Source organism: Cellulomonas sp. KRMCY2 (assembly GCF_000526515.1).
GTDB lineage: Bacteria > Actinomycetota > Actinomycetes > Actinomycetales > Cellulomonadaceae > Actinotalea.
Genome location: NZ_JAGF01000001.1, coordinates 2,623,583 through 2,639,059 on the forward strand (window position 1 = coordinate 2,623,583; position 15,477 = coordinate 2,639,059).

The following is a 15,477-nucleotide window of genomic DNA, read 5'->3' on the forward strand; positions in this document are numbered from 1 at the left end:
TCCGCCGGGGCACCGAGAGCGACAGGGACGGGAATGCGCCCGGTTCGGCACGTCTTCCAGCTGTACACGATGGCCGGCGACGACCTCGTGTGGTGGCGGTTCCTCAGCTCCAACGGACGCTGCCTCGCACGCTGCCCCGAGCCGCTGGGCTCGGTCGCCGAGGCCAGGGCCGCGATCGCCTCGGCGGTTGCAGCGCTCGACCGGGCGACCGTCGTGGTACGACCCGTCTCGGACAACCGCTGGCGATGGACGATGCGGCTCGACGGGACGGTCGTCGCCGTCGGCTCGCCTGACCACGACCGTCGGGTCCGCTGCGAGCACGCTGCGCACCGCTTCGCCGCCGCTGCCCCGGCTGCGGCGGTCGACCCCATCGTGCACACCTTCCACCGGCGCGCTGCCCCGCGCCGCACCCAGCAGGCGAGCCGATGACCCTCCTGCGGACGGAGGTGCTCCCGACCGTCCCCGCGGTGCCGCGCAAGCTCGCCACGGCGGCCACCGGCTTCGACCGGGTCTTCGTGATCGGTGCCCGTGGCATCGGGGCGACGGTGCTCGCGATCACGGGTGGCATCGGGTTCTTCCTCGCCGTCCAGGCCGTGCCCACCCTGCAGCGGTACGGGTGGGACTTCTTCACCGAGACCCAGTGGCAGCCCGAGGCCGACGTGCTCGGCATCGCCTCGGTGCTCCTCGGCACCGTGACGGTCGCCCTCGTCGCGATGACTGTCGCCTTCCCGCTGGCGCTGGCCACCGCCCTGTACATCAGCGAGTACGCGCCGCTGCGCCTGCGGGGCACGTTCGTCTCGATGGTCGACCTCATGGCGGCGGTGCCGAGCATCATCTACGGCATCTGGGGCTTCTTCCTCCTTCAGCCGCACGCCAGCGCGATCGCGCGGTGGCTGCACGCGTACCTCGGGTTCCTGCCCTTCTTCAAGGTGGACACCGACCCGCACGCCGCGGTCTGGGAGCAGACCCGGTACACGGCCTCGGCCTTCGTCGCGGGCCTCGCCGTGGCGATGATGGTCATGCCGATGGCGTCCGCGGTGATGCGCGAGGTCTTCTCGCAGGCTCCGATGGGCGAACGAGAGGCGGCCCTCGCGCTGGGCTCGACCCGGTGGGGGGTGATCCGAGCCGTCGTGCTGCCCTTCGGCAAGGGCGGGGTCATCGGCGGGACGATGCTGGGCCTCGGCCGTGCGCTCGGCGAGACGATCGCCGTCCTCCTGATCATCTCGCCGTCCTTCGACCTGAAGCTCCGGCCGCTGGAGATCGGCACCAACACGGTCTCCGCCCTCATCGCCGGCCGGTTCGGCGAGGCGACCGACGCCCAGCTCTCCGCCCTGCTCACGGCCGGACTCGTCCTGTTCCTGGCCACCTTGGTGGTCAACACGCTCGCCGCGATGGTGGTCGCCCGCAGCCGCTCGGGCGCCGGGACGGACATCTGATGCTCGCCACGGATACGCACGCCCCACCGCCGGCCTCGGGAGGCCCTGCACCCGGCCAGGCACTGGCCGCAGGAGGTCGGGCCCCGGCCACCTGGGTGCGCGATCTCGATGACGCCGGCGGCGGGGGCGCCGCGCCGACCCGGCGTGCCGTGGGTGGTGCGACGGCGCAGGACCGGTTCGTCGTCGCGGGGTCGCTGGTCGCCGCGGGCGCTCTGGCCTGGGTCGTCTGCTTCCGGCTGCTTCCGTGGGGGACCGTGCCCGCCGTCGTGCTGGTCACCTTCGTGGTCTTCCTCGCGGTCGTCACGGTGGCCACGTCGGCGACCTCCGACGGGCCGATGGTCGTCGACCGGCTGGCCTCGGCCGTCATCACCGGCGGGGCCGCCCTGGTCGGGATCGCGCTGGCCTCGACGGTGATCTTCACGTTCCTGCGCGGCGCACCGGCACTGCCCCACCTGAACATGTTCGTCGACGACATGGCCGGCATCGGTCCGCGCGACCCGCTCGACACCGGTGGCGTGGCGCACGCGATCGTCGGCTCCCTGATCCAGATCAGCCTCGCGGTCGTGGTCACCGTCCCGCTCGGCTTCGGCACGGCGGTGTTCATGACCGAGGTCGGCGGACCCTTCGCGCGCGTCGTGCGGACCGTCGTCGAAGCGATGACAGCGCTGCCGTCGATCGTCGCGGGCCTGTTCGTCTACACCGTGCTCATCGTGACGCTCGGGGTGCCGCGGTCCGGCATCGCGGCGGCCGCAGCGCTCTGCGTGATGATGCTGCCGATCATCGCCCGGGCGGCCGACGTCGTGCTCCGCGTCGTTCCCAGCGGGCTGCGCGAGGCGAGTCTCGCGCTGGGGGCGTCCCGGTGGCGCACCGTGTGGCACGTCGTGCTGCCCACCGCCCGGCCGGGGCTCTCGACGGCGCTCATCCTCGGCGTCGCGCGCGGCGTCGGTGAGACGTCACCGGTGCTGCTGACCTCCGGCGCGGCCTCGTTCTTCGTCGTCGACCCGACCAACGGCGTCATGAACTCCCTGCCCCTGTTCATCTACACGACCGTGCGCAGCGGTGAGCCGCTGTACGTCCAGCGGGGCTTCGCCGCGGCGACGATCCTGCTCTCCCTCGTCCTGATCCTCTTCGTCACCGCCCGGTGGGTCGCCCGCCCGCGCACCGGTCGATGACCCACCGCCGACCAGTCCCTGGAGGACCGATGAACGAGCCGCGCCGGAACCTGCGCCGTGCTGCCGCGATGCTGAGCACAGCCGCGATCCTGCTACTGGTCGGTGTCCAGGCCCCTGCCTTCGCCGCCTACGGCCAGATCGAGGGCTCCGGCTCGACCTGGAGCCAGGTGATCGTCGACCAGTGGATCGCCGATGTCTCCGCCAACGGGATGCAGGTGACCTACAACGGCGGCGGGTCGTCCCAGGGCCGCAAGAACTTCGCCGCGAACGTCACCGACTTCGGCATCTCGGAGATCCCGTACCAGGGCACCGACGAGTACGGGAACGCGGACTCGGCGAACGGACGGGAGTTCGCCTACCTGCCGATCGTGGCGGGCGGCACGGCGTTCACCTACCACCTCGAGGCGGCCGGCGAGCTGGTGCGTGACATCCGGCTCTCCGGCGAGACGATCGCCAAGATCTTCACCAACCAGATCACCACCTGGGCCGACCCGGCGATCAAGGCCGACAACAACGGGCGCAGCTTCCCGGACACCCCGATCGTCCCGGTCGTCCGCTCCGACGGGTCGGGCACGACAGCGCAGTTCACGACGTACCTCGACACCCAGTACCCGTCGATCTGGCGGGAGTACTTCGGCAAGTCCGGCCTGACGTCCTACTACCCCCAGCCCAGCGGCAGCCGGATGATCGGCGCGGCGGGCTCGGACCAGGTGATGAACACTGTCGCCTCGGCGGCCGGCAACGGCACGATCGCCTACGTCGAGTACTCCTACCCGGTGAACAAGGGCTACCCGGTGGTCAAGGTGCTCAACGCGGCCGGCTACTACGTCGAGCCGACCCAGTACGCGGTCGCGGTGGCCCTGACCACCGCGCAGATCAACACGGATGCGTCGTCACCGGCGTACCTGACCCAGATCCTGGACGGGGTCTACGCCAACGCCGATCCGCGGGCCTACCCGTTGTCGTCGTACAGCTACATGCTCCTGCCGACCGGTTCGAGCGACCAGCGCATGACGACCAACAAGCGCCAGACCCTGGTGGACTTCATGTTCTACTCGCTGTGCGAGGGGCAGGGGAAGGCCGGGGCGTTCGGCTACTCACCGTTGCCGCTCAACCTGGTCCAGGCAGGCTTCGAGCAGGTCGCCAAGCTCGGTGCCGCCGACTCGGGGGTCGACATCGCGAACCGGGACGCCACGACGTGCAACAACCCGACGTTCGTCGCCGGGGACCTCACCCGCAACCGCCTGGCGGAGATCGCTGCGGCCCCGGCGGCCTGCGACCAGCAGGGCGCCGGACCGTGCCTCGGCGCGGGGCAGGCGGCCGACCCGGGCGGCACGGGGACCGGGACCGGGACGGGGACGGGAACGGGTACCGGGACCGGGACGGGTACCGGAACGGGAACGGGAACGGGAACGGGTACCGGGACCGGGGCGGGCACGGTCGTCGGGACCGGAGGCACCACCGGGACGGGCGCTGGGGGGTCGGTGACGGGCGGCGGCGCCGCTGCCGCTGCGGTGATGACCGACCCTGAGACCGGGTTGGTGATCGGCGACCCGTCGACGGGCGCCGGTGGTGAGACAGCGGGTGCGGTGGCCACGGGAGCCGTGGTCACCACGATGGCCAGACCCGTCGGCAGCGGTCTCGCCTTTGGCGGCCTGGCCGCAGCCGAGCTGCTGGCGATCATCCTGGTACCCGGCCTGCTCGCTGTGCGGGCGCGGCGAGCGGCGGTGACGCCGTGAACCTCGCGCGCAGGTTGACCACCCGGCTGCACCGAGCCGCAGCGCTCGGCGGGACGGCGGTGGTCCTGGCGGTGCTCACCGTCGCCGGTGCGGCGCCCGCGGCGCCGGCCGCCGCTGCGGAGGATGCACCGGAGTACACCGAGACGAAGACGCTCACCCGTGAGCACCTCGACGCGGACGGCAGCACCACCGTCGCCGACACCCGGACCGTCACCGTCACCGTCGATCACACCCAGAGCCTGCGGGGGCGCGAGCGCGTCCTGGTGAGCTGGTCCGGAGCGCGGCCGAGTGCCGCCCGGGCGAACAACCCGTACGGCTACGGGGGGATGAACCAGGAGTACCCCGTCGTGATCCTGCAGTGTCGAGGTCTGGACGACCCGACGCTGCCCCCGGACGAGCAGCTCCAGCCCGAGACCTGCTGGACGACGACCTACCTGCAGCGCTACTCCGCCGCGGGGAGGTCCGTCGCCGTCTGGCAGCACGACAGGTATGCCACCGAGGCGGACCGGGGGGCCGTGGACCCGGCCGCCTGGCCCGAGGAGTGCGGCACACAGCTGCCGCCGAGCATCCTCGCGCAGCACCTCCTGCCGTTCCGGGCAGCCAACGACACCGTCTTCCAGTCGTGCAACGACGCGACCATCGCACCGGAGTCCTCGATCGACGCGGCCCTGCCACCGGCGGACGTCGCTGCGTTCACGTCCCAGAGCGGCACCGGTGAGGTGCAGTTCGAGGTGCGCACCGAGACCGAGAACGAGTCGCTCGGCTGCTCGGCGGACGTTCCGTGCTCGATCGTGGTCATCCCGATCATGGGGATCAGCTGCGAGGGCAGCGACGCCCAGTGCCGCAAGGAGAACGCCTTTGCCGCCGGGTCCACGAACAGCCTGAACGAGACGGTGAATGCGGCGGTCTCGCCGTACTACTGGTGGTCGGAGTCTAACTGGCGCAACCGCTTCAGCGTGCCGCTCACGTTCTCGCTCCCGCCGGACGCGTGCGACGTGCTGGACGACCGCGCACCGGTCGCGATGTACGGCTCCGAGCTGCTCAACCAGGCCTCGTTGCAGTGGGCGCCCGCCTACTGCCTGCGCGAGGACCGGTTCAAGTTCCAGCACAACCGCTTCGCCGAGCCCCTCTCGCTGCGACTGCTGGGCACCGGGGAGGCAGTCGCAGCCTTCGTCTCGGAGCCGGCGGAGTCCACGACCCTTGCCCTCGGCTACGCGCCGGTTGCGGTGAGCGGGTTCGGGGTGGCCTACGTCTCGGACCTCGCGGAGAACGCCGGGGAGCTGACGCAGATGCGACTGACCCCGCGGCTGCTCGCCAAGCTGCTCACGCAGTCCTACCCGGCCACGAACCTCGGCCGCGGCCGCGAAGGCCTCGAGGACAACCCTCTTGTGCTCAGCCGCGATCCGGAGTTCCTCGCGCTCAACCCCACCGTGAAGCAGAACGACCTCGAGGCCATGGCGACGGTGCTGTCCCTCTCCGAGACCTCCGACGTGATGAGCGCTGTGACGCAGTACATCGCGGCCGACGCCGAGGCGATGGCGTTCATCGGTGGCGAGGCCGACCCGTGGGGCATGGTGGTCAATCCCGCCTACCAGGACATCGCGCTGCCTCGCGCGGAGTGGCCCATGCTCGACGGGTACATCCCTGAGATCCCCTCGACCGGGGACGCGTGCCTGCGGGCGAACCCGGCGCCGTACTTCCAGAAGGTCGCCAGCCCGGTCAACAGCCTGCGCAAGGTCGCGGTGGCGACGCTCGACGCCTGGCCCAACGTCTCGACGGTGTGCACGGGTGCGGGGACCGCGGCGGTGCCGTTCAAGCTCGGCCGGGTCGCCCGGCAGGACTTCGGCAACCGCAACATGCTCGGCCTGGTCTCCCTCGGGGACGCCGAGCGGTTCGGCCTGCGGACCGCCGAGCTGCGTACGTCCGGTACCGGCACCGACGCGACCTTCGTCGCGGCGAGCGAGGCGTCGATGGCGGCAGCGGTCGAGACCGCCTCCCAGACGGCGGTCGGGGCGCCGTTCACCATCGACCGGGGTGCGCTGCCGGCGACGGCCTACCCGGGCACGATGATCGTCCATGCGACCGCACGGCTGACGGACCTGCCCACCGGCGACGCCGGGCACGTCGCGGAGTTCATCCGGATCGCCAGCACGGAGGGGCAGACGCCGGGATCGGCCAACGGTGAGCTGCCGGCCGGGTACCTGCCGATCACCGAGTCGGGTGTCACCGCCGAGCTCTTCGCGTCGGCGCAGACGGTCGCCGGGCTGATCGAGGCGCAGGAGGGGCTACCGCCGGAGCCGACGCCCACGCCGACCCCCACCGCGACGCCCACGGCCACGCCCACGGCCACGCCCACGACGACGCCGTTGCCGGCCCCCCGCGGACGACGTCCGCTGTGGTGACCCCGCGCTCTGCCGCGCCGCTGAGCACCGCGCCCGAGGCGACGGACGGGACGACGACAGCCGAGGGACTGCCGGCGCCCTCGCCGGACGAGGTCGCCGCCGCTGCTGCGCCGGGTACCACCCTGGTCCAGAGCTCGACCACCGGACGGCGGATGGTCGCCGGTTCGCTGGCCGCGGCGCTCGCCGGCATCGTCGGGGCGCCGGCACTGTGGGCCTGGTCGACGCGGCGTCGGGTCCCGTGAGCGTCATCGAGGCGGATCGCGCCGCGCCTCCGATCAGCCAGTCTGCCGTCGTGGCCGGCCCGGTGCGCGCACCCGAGAGCGGGCGACGCTCCCGACGTCGGGCGGCCCGCCCGGCGCAGCGTCCGCTCCCGCCTCGTGCGCCCCGACCTGCGATGCCGGAGCGCGTCTCGGTCGTCGTCACCGCGCTCATGCTGGTCGCTGCCCTCGCGTTCTGGTTCCTGCTCCAGGTCCTCGTGATCGGCGGGCTGGCCCAGTCGCGCGCCCAGAGCGTCCTGCACGCGAACCTGCGTGAGCAGCTGGCCGCCCAGACGGCGCCGACCGGTGGGGCCATCATCCCCGGCGCCCCGGTGGCCCTGCTCAGCATCCCCACCCTCGGCGTCCGGCAGGTGGTCGTCGAGGGCACCTCCGCCGGAGACCTGATGGGCGGTCCCGGCCACCGTCGCGACACCGTGCTGCCCGGTCAGGCCGGCATCTCGATCGTCTACGGGCGATCGGCGGCGTACGGCGCACCCTTCCGCACCGTCACCCAGCTCCGAGCCGGTGACGGCATCACTGTCACCACCGCCCAGGGCGAGCACGTCTACCGGGTGGACCGGGTTCGCCGCGAGGGGGACCCGCTGCCGCCGGCGCTCGAGATCGGTGCGGGTCGACTCACGCTGGTCACCTCCGAGGGGCAGGGCCCGTTGGCTGCGATCGCTCCTGACCACTCGGTGTATGTCGACGCCACCCTCGTCGGCGAGGCCGCGATGGGCCCGGGCGGGCGGCCGGCGGGCGTCCCCGAGGCGGAGAAGGCGTTCGCCGGCGACCCCGGCGTGCTGCCGGTGCTCGCCCTTGCCCTGCAGGGCCTTCTGATCGCCGTCGCCGGGACCACGCTCGCGCTGCGCCGGCTGCCCGGCCGGGCCGTGTGGGTGATCGCCACCCCCGTGCTGGTCGCGCTCGCGTGGGTCGCGACGGACGCGGCCGTCCAGCTGCTGCCCAACCTGCTCTGACCAAGACCTGTGGTCGACCGGGACGTCCTGCGGACCGTCCGGCGCTGTCCCCCGTTCACCCGAAGAGCGTGGTGGGTTTGCCCGGGCTCGGGATGGTTCCGGCAGATCGGGACACCGGTCTGCAGCCCATGACCACGAAGGGTTCTCCCCCATGAAGCGATCGAAGGTCTCAGCCCTCCTCACCACTGCCCTCATCGGTGCCCTCGCCGTGTCGCTCGCAGGTCCCGCCGCGGCGGACCCGACGCCCCAGCCGAAGGACATCGTCGGAGTCGGCTCTGACACCTCGCAGTTCGCCCTGAACTACCTCGCCGACGGCGTTGTGGCCGGCTCGTTCAACGCCGGCTACAACGCCGGTGCCAGCGCTCGCCTGGTCTCGTTCGACGCGCTCAAGGCGGACGGCCCGGCCACCATCGTCCTGAAGGCCGGCACGGCCGCCATCACCCGGCCGAACGGCTCGGGCTCCGGCAAGGCGCTGCTCTACGGGGCGACCAACAACGTCAACGTCAACTACGCCCGCTCCTCCTCCGGTCCGTCCCCTGCGGAGAACAGCGCCAACCTGTGGCACGTGCCGTTCGCCGTCGACGGGCTCAAGCTCGCCACGGCGACGACCTCCAACGCTCCGGCGAGCATCACCCCGGCCCAGATGGTCGACATCTACAAGGGCACCGTCACCAACTGGAACCAGATCGGTGGCGGCAACGGCGTCATCGTCCCGATGATCCCGCAGGCGGGCTCGGGCACCCGGACCTTCTTCGAGGCCCAGCTCAAGGCCGCCAACGGGAACGTCACGGTCGTGCTGGGCGCATCCGTCGTCGTGACCCAGGAGCACGACGCCGCTCCGGTCGCCGCTGACCCGAACGCCGTCTCGCCGTTCTCCACCGGCCGTTTCGCTACGGCCACCGGCATCAAGCTCGTCAACGGCGCCGGCAGCTTCACCGCCCAGCGTGCGCTGTACAACGTGGTCCGCGCCGCGGACCTGACCAAGCCGTGGTTCACCGAGATCTTCGGCGAGAACGGCTTCGTCTGTTCGGGTGGCGCCGGCACGCTGATCGCCGCCTCCGGCTTCACGCAGCTCGCGACCGGCCTCGACGGTGGCGTGTGCGGCGTCCCGACGCAGGCCGCCACGACCAACTTCACCACCCTCTGACCTGATCTCCGAGACCCGAAAGGTACGTTGATGACTCTCAAGAAGACGCTTGCCGGCTTGCTGGCGACCTCGGTCGTGATGGGTGCGGCGCTCGTTGCCGTGGCCGGGCCGGCCGCCGCCAACGACGAGGGCACCGAGCTGCCCGGTGCGATCTACTGGTTCGACAACTTCAACCCGCTCGCCCTGCAGTCGGCCGCGACCCAGATCAGCTCCGGTGCGAACGCACAGACCGGTGGCCCGCTGGCGAACGGACGGCCGTGGGCGACGCTGACCACCGAGAACGCGTGCCCGGCCGGCACGACCAACATGCAGTCCATCATCCGGATCCCGCAGGTCGGTGTGGCGGAGAACAACTGGGTCCAGGTCCCGGTCGGCGCCACGGCCGTGGCCCAGGACGCTGACGGTCGCTTCTACACCACGACGGCGAACCAGGCCGACCGTCTGAGCAAGTCCGAGGTCACCAGCTACAACCTGGCCAACGGTGGCACCGGCACGTACCCGTTCATCTCGGTCTGCCGTGACATCGCGGGGGCATCGCTCGGGTACTTCCGCACGGCCATCACGATCTCCGGCACCACCGCAGCCGACCTCACCTGGTCGATCCCGCTGTCGGCGCTGCCCCAGGAGGCCAGCACGACGACCCTCGCGGCCTCGGCCCCGACGATCGAGTTCGGCTCCTCGGTCGACCTCACGGCGACGGTGACCCCGTCCGCCGCGACCGGTTCGGTCGAGTTCTTCGCCGGCGCCACCTCGCTCGGCACCGCGGTCGTCGCCTCGGGCGTGGCCACGCTGTCGACCTCGGCCCTGCCGGTGGGCACCAGCTCGGTGACTGCCCAGTACCTCGGTGGCAGCAACGCGGCCTCGACCTCGGCCGCTGTCTCGATCGAGGTCACCCCGGTCGCCGCGCGCTCGACCGTCACGACCCTCGCGGTCACGCCGCTCACCGGTGACGCCAACTCGACGGTCACCTTCACCTCCACGGTGACGGCCTCGATCGGTGCCCCCAACGGCACGGTCACCTTCAAGGACGGCGCAGCCGTCCTCGGCTCGGTGATCGTCGCCGGTGGCGTCGTCCCGAGCTTCAGCACCAACGTCCTCGGGGCCGGCGTCCACTCGCTGGTTGCCGAGTTCGTCGGGACCGGCCCGTACTCGGCCTCGTCCTCTGCTGCGGTCGAGGCGACCTACACCCAGGCCGGCGCTGTCCCGGATGAGCAGACGGTCACCGTCGACATCCCGGTCGGCACCATCACCATCACCACGCCGTACACCCCGGCCGCGCCGCTCGCCCTGGGCATCGCCACGCTCGACCCGGCCGACTCGACGTTCTCCGCGTCGAAGCCGTTCAACGAGATCGTCATCACCGACAGCCGCGCCGGGAACCTGGGCTTCACCGCCTCGGTGATCTCGGGCGACTTCAAGAAGTCCCCGACCGCCGCGGTCGAGGGCGTCGACAAGTTCGGTGGCCTCTACGCCGGTCTGACCGGCCTGACCGCCGTCCAGCTGCCGGGCAACGCCCTGCTGGCGACGAACGTCTCGGTCTCCGACCACGTACCGTTCGTCGACGGCCTGGGCACCAAGAAGCCGTTCGCGAGCTACCCGGCCGGTGCGGCCTACCCGAACGGCTCGGTCCGTCTGGACGGCACCTTCGGTGTCGACCAGATCCCGTCCTCGGTGCAGCCCGGCCTCTACACCGCGACGGTGACCTTCACCGCCGTCTGACGGTGACCCGACCGGCCGCGGCCGGCAGGTGACCAGGGGAGGTGGGGCGCCCAGCGCCCCACCTCCCCGAACCCGTGTCCACCATCCGTCGCCTCGATCCCCGCACCCCAGAGGAAGCCGTCACCATGCCCGACCTCCTGCGCACCGCTGTGGCCGCTGCCGCCCTGACGGCCACCTTGCTGCTGGCCGCGCCCGCGTCCGCGACGTCGACGCCCGAGCCGAGCGACGGCAGCGCCGACGAGGCCACGGTCACGCCGCAGGACCTCGTCTCCTTCGGCATCAGTCCCGCGGGGGTGGATCGACCGGACAACCGGCCGTACCTGAGCATGGCGGTCCCGACCGGCGCCGTCGTCTACGAGCACGCGGCGCTCATCAACCAGGACGACGCGCCCGTCTCGCTCGACGTCTACGGCACCGACGTCATCATGGCCGACGGGGGCGGCCTGTCCGCCCGGGCCGCTGCCGAGGTCAGCTCCGACGCCGGGTCGTGGATCTCGATCGTCGGGCCCACCACCCTCGAGGTGCCGGCCCAGACCCCCGACACCGGATTCGGGTACGTGGTCGTCCCGTTCACGGTGACCATCCCCGCCGACGCCGAGCCCGGCGACCACATCGGCGGCGTCGTCGCCTCGCTCGTCGGCGTCGGTGCCGGCGGCGAGAACGCACCCAGCATCCAGCTCGAGCAGCGGGTCGTGGCCCGGGTCTACATCCGGGTCCAGGGGGAGCTGGACCCGCGGCTCGAGGTCAGCGACGTCGTGGCGACCTGGCTGCCTGGCGCCGCGTTCGGTGCCGGCTCGATGAGCGTCGACTACACGCTGCGCAACACCGGCAACGTCCGGATGGCCGTGGAGCCCCAGGTCGAGGTCACCGGCCCGTTCGGCCTGCTGTCGAGCAGCGCCGACGGCGCTCGGGTCGACGAGCTCATGCCCGGCGGCGAGACCCGGATCACCACGGTGGTGCAGGACGTCTGGCCGCTGCTCCGGGAGACCGTCACCGTCCATGCCACCGCTGTGGCAGGGACGGGCGGCGAGGACCCTGGTGTCGGCACCGTCTCGGCAGCCGTCCAGACCTGGGCCCTGCCGTGGGTGATCCTCGGGGTCCTTCTCCTCGTCCTCGCCGCACTGGTCCGCCGAGTGCTGCGGGCCCGACGTCGCCAGGCACGCCGCAACCAGGCGCCCCAGGGTGGGCGCCGCTCGCGGCGCGGCTCCGGAAGGTCGGACGCTCCGGCGCCGGTCGGCGTCGGGTCGGCGGTCGAGGCCGAGCCGCCCGTCCACGCGTCGCCGGTCGGCGCCCGGGCCGCACGGCACTGACCGGCGGCCGCAGCCGACGGGATCCCCCGCTCGGGCCCGCAGCGCGGCCGGGTGGCCCGCCGTCATCCCCCGGACGCCCGCCGGGTGACAGTCGTTCACCTGACCCGACCATCCTCGAGTCGACGCGATTCCGCCCATCTCGCCACAGATCTCCGTTCCGCGAAGGGAACAGTTCCATGAGAGTCAAGAAGACGCTTGCCGGCTTGCTGGCGACCTCGGTCGTGATGGGTGCGGCGCTCGTTGCCGTGGCCGGGCCGGCCGCCGCCAACGACGAGGGCACCGAGCTGCCCGGTGCGATCTACTGGTTCGACAACTTCAACCCGCTCGCCCTGCAGTCGGCCGCGACCCAGATCAGCTCCGGTGCGAACGCACAGACCGGTGGCCCGCTGGCGAACGGACGGCCGTGGGCGACGCTGACCACCGAGAACGCGTGCCCGGCCGGCACGACCAACATGCAGTCCATCATCCGGATCCCGCAGGTCGGTGTGGCGGAGAACAACTGGGTCCAGGTCCCGGTCGGCGCCACGGCCGTGGCCCAGGACGCTGACGGTCGCTTCTACACCACGACGGCGAACCAGGCCGACCGTCTGAGCAAGTCCGAGGTCACCAGCTACAACCTGGCCAACGGTGGCACCGGCACGTACCCGTTCATCTCGGTCTGCCGTGACATCGCGGGGGCATCGCTCGGGTACTTCCGCACGGCCATCACGATCTCCGGCACCACCGCAGCCGACCTCACCTGGTCGATCCCGCTGTCGGCCTTCGTCGGCGGTGGCGGGGCCGAGGCGGTCGCGACGACCACCACCCTGACCGCCACCACCGCTGGTGCGGACCTCGCCCTGACGGCAACAGTGAGCCCGGCGGCCGCAGCGGGCCAGGTCACCTTCAAGGAGGGCGCGACAGTGGTCGGGACGGCCACCGTGGCCGGCGGCACGGCGAGCGCGACAGTCACGGCCCCCACCCAGGGTGACCACACCTACACGGCTGACTTCGTGCCGACCGACCCTGCTGCCTATGGCGCGTCGCAGGGCACCCTCACCGTGACGCTCTCGCTGGACGGCACGAGCGGGCAGCTCCTGCTGGACGTGCCGGCCGTACCGGTGGCCGATGGCGCGCTGACCTTCTCGGTGCCGTTCGACACGCCGGTCGCCCTGGCCGGTACCCGCGACTCCGCCAACACTCGGGTCGTCGCGAGCGGCGCCTTCCCGACCGTCACCGTGACCGACACCCGTCGCGACGGTCTGCTCTCCGGCTGGGAGGTCAACGCCCAGGCGTCCGACTTCACCGGCACGGCGGGCACCGTCGGTGCCAAGTACCTCGGCTGGACACCGGCCACGCCGGTCATGACCAAGGACGCCGGCAGCCCGCTGGTCGCCCAGGCGGGTCCCGCCGTGGCGTCGTTCCTCGACGACGCGGCGAGCGCCGGTCTCGGGGCCAGCTCACTGCTCGGCAAGGCCGCCACCGCCGGGCGCGGCGTCAGCGTCCTGGACGCCGGGCTCGCGCTGGCCATCCCGGGCACCACGGCCGAGGGTTCCTACACCTCCGTCGTGACCGTGACGCTGATCGGCGGCTGACGGGTAGCCCGACGGCCGCCCCCGCACCGCACTCGTCGATCACCGCCCTACCGAGAGCCAGGACCGGAGCAACCCCACATGACCCGTCAGTTGCAGCGTGCCCTGGGAGCCTCCGTCCTGGCTCTCGGTCTGGCGTGGGGCGCCGTCGTCGGACTACCGACGACGGCGGCCTACGCCGACGACAGCACGGCGTCCTGGTCGGCGACGCCGGCCGACGCGAATGGCCTACCCGACGGCCAGACGCGGTACGAGCTCGAGCTGGACGCCGGGCAGTCCGTCGAGCAGCACGTCCTGATCACCAACTCCTCGACCGTCGAACGCGAGTTCGCCGTGTACGCCGCGGACGCCTTCAGCACCCCGTCCGGCGGGTACGACGTCTCCCCGGCCGCCACGCCGCCCACCGAGGTGGGTGCCTGGGTCACACCGGCCGGCCCCACCGTCACGATCGGTCCGCTGGCCACCGCGACGGTCGCCTTCACCGTCGCCGTTCCCGCCGACGCGACGCCGGGCGACCACCCCGGCGGGATCGTCGTCTCCCCGGTCCGCGCCCAGGTCACCGAGACCGGCGTGGTGGTCGACACCCGGGTGGCCGTGCGGCTCAACGTGCGGGTTCCCGGCGAGATCATCCCGGCCCTCGAGGTGCGGCGGGTCGGCGGCGACTACGCGCTCGCCGGTGTGCCCTTCGCGTCCGCGGCCACGACAGTGACCTACGAGGTCGTCAACACCGGCAACGTCAAGGTCAACGGTGTCCCGCGGGTGCGGGTCACCGGCCCGTTCGGCATCGAGCTGGCGGAGGTCGAGGCCGACGAGACGCGCGAGGTGCTCCCGGGTGACTCGTTCATGGTCACGACGGTGCTCGACAGGGTCGCGCCGGTCGGTGTGGCCACCGTGGTCGTCGACGTCGCGATGGCTGCGGCGCCGGGCCCGGCCACCGAGATCCCGCTCGTGTCGAGCACGGCGCGGACCACGATGCTGGCGATCTCGTGGACCGGGCTGGCGATCGTCCTGCTCGTGGCTGCCGCCGCGTGGCTGCTCGTCCGGCGGATCCGGACCCGTCGTGCGCGCGCCGGGCACTGGGCGACGATGCTCGACGAGGCCCGGCGGGAAGCGGAGGCCGGTGCCGAGGGTGCGCGCGCTGCGGCGGGCTCGACCGGCTCGGGGCCGGCGGCCCGGGCGCTGGGGGCCGCACTGACCCTCGGGGTGACGCTCGCCCTGGGCGTCGGCGGCCTCGTCCTCGGCGCACCGCCCGCACACGCGGACGAGAGCGACGAGGGTGCCCTGTCGCTCACCGTTCCCGGGGCGCCGTCGAAGGGCACCACCACCACGACGGGGTCCGGTACCGGCACGACGCCGCGGAGCCGAGGCGCCGCCGGCCCGGCCGGGGTGCCGACCGAGCCGGGCGCCACGTCGGACGAGCCGGGCGCCGTCCCCGGCGCGGGCGAGGTGACGGCGACCGCGGACGGGCTGCTGCCCGACCTGCTCTGGGCTCTGCAGTCGCGTCGGTGGTCTCCGGTCCAGTGGACCCTGGTCGGCCTCGGTGGCGCAGGCGCGCTCGCCGGGCTGGGCCTCGTCGGACGCGGCTTCCTGATCGGTCGCCGTGGGATGGGAGCAGCATCGTGAGCGAGTTCACCGCCGGCCCGGCCGGCTACGGGTCCGGTGGTGTGACAGTCGTGCTGCCCCCGGTCGCCCCGGCCGCCGCAACCTCGAGCGGGTACCTGTCGCACGCCGCCACGACCGCACAGGTCCA

At 72.4% G+C, this 15,477-nt stretch carries 12 protein-coding genes; all 12 read left to right on the forward strand.

From position 1 onward, the window contains the following. The first annotated feature begins 33 nt into the window (after positions 1-33). The 12 genes from K415_RS0112570 to K415_RS0112625 all read left to right on the forward strand — a co-directional run bounded on the left by K415_RS0112570 (position 34) and on the right by K415_RS0112625 (position 15,350). Positions 34-429, forward strand: coding sequence for a hypothetical protein (locus K415_RS0112570; RefSeq protein WP_024287394.1), 396 nt, complete (start codon positions 34-36; stop codon positions 427-429). Further along, positions 426-1,436 carry a phosphate ABC transporter permease subunit PstC gene (gene pstC, locus K415_RS0112575; RefSeq protein ID WP_029663704.1) on the forward strand — a complete coding sequence of 337 codons (1,011 nt, stop codon included), beginning with the start codon at positions 426-428 and terminating at the stop codon, positions 1,434-1,436. The genes K415_RS0112570 and pstC overlap by 4 nt, the downstream gene beginning before the upstream one ends. Then, a complete protein-coding gene (pstA, locus tag K415_RS0112580) occupies positions 1,436-2,608 on the forward strand; it encodes a phosphate ABC transporter permease PstA (protein ID WP_081785026.1) in 1,173 nt (390 codons plus the stop codon). The genes pstC and pstA overlap by 1 nt, the downstream gene beginning before the upstream one ends. Positions 2,609-2,637: 29 nt before the next feature. Continuing rightward, on the forward strand, positions 2,638-4,347 hold the full coding sequence (locus tag K415_RS0112585) for a phosphate ABC transporter substrate-binding protein PstS (protein WP_024287397.1): 1,710 nt from the start codon (positions 2,638-2,640) through the stop codon (positions 4,345-4,347). Further along, the gene (locus K415_RS24330) at positions 4,344-6,749 is read left to right on the forward strand and encodes a hypothetical protein (RefSeq protein ID WP_024287398.1); all 2,406 of its coding nucleotides are present in this window, start codon (positions 4,344-4,346) and stop codon (positions 6,747-6,749) included. Before K415_RS0112585 ends, K415_RS24330 begins: the two co-directional genes overlap by 4 nt. Next, entirely contained in the window at positions 6,746-6,991 is a 246-nt protein-coding gene (locus tag K415_RS0112595) for a hypothetical protein (protein WP_155859456.1), read from the forward strand. Before K415_RS24330 ends, K415_RS0112595 begins: the two co-directional genes overlap by 4 nt. 152 nt (positions 6,992-7,143) lie before the next feature. Further along, positions 7,144-7,980 carry a sortase gene (locus K415_RS0112600; protein WP_034662834.1) on the forward strand — a complete coding sequence of 279 codons (837 nt, stop codon included), beginning with the start codon at positions 7,144-7,146 and terminating at the stop codon, positions 7,978-7,980. 151 nt (positions 7,981-8,131) lie between these two features. Then, positions 8,132-9,127 carry a substrate-binding domain-containing protein gene (locus K415_RS0112605; protein ID WP_024287401.1) on the forward strand — a complete coding sequence of 332 codons (996 nt, stop codon included), beginning with the start codon at positions 8,132-8,134 and terminating at the stop codon, positions 9,125-9,127. 30 nt (positions 9,128-9,157) lie between these two features. After that, positions 9,158-10,846, forward strand: a complete 1,689-nt coding sequence (locus K415_RS0112610; RefSeq protein ID WP_024287402.1) for an Ig-like domain repeat protein — start codon at positions 9,158-9,160, stop codon at positions 10,844-10,846. 125 nt (positions 10,847-10,971) lie between these two features. After that, on the forward strand, positions 10,972-12,156 hold the full coding sequence (locus K415_RS0112615) for a hypothetical protein (RefSeq protein WP_024287403.1): 1,185 nt from the start codon (positions 10,972-10,974) through the stop codon (positions 12,154-12,156). A 176-nt stretch (positions 12,157-12,332) separates the two neighbouring features. After that, entirely contained in the window at positions 12,333-13,730 is a 1,398-nt protein-coding gene (locus K415_RS22825) for an Ig-like domain-containing protein (protein ID WP_081785027.1), read from the forward strand. Positions 13,731-13,808: 78 nt separating this feature from the next. Next, the gene (locus tag K415_RS0112625) at positions 13,809-15,350 is read left to right on the forward strand and encodes a WxL protein peptidoglycan domain-containing protein (RefSeq protein ID WP_024287405.1); all 1,542 of its coding nucleotides are present in this window, start codon (positions 13,809-13,811) and stop codon (positions 15,348-15,350) included. Positions 15,351-15,477 lie beyond the last annotated feature (127 nt).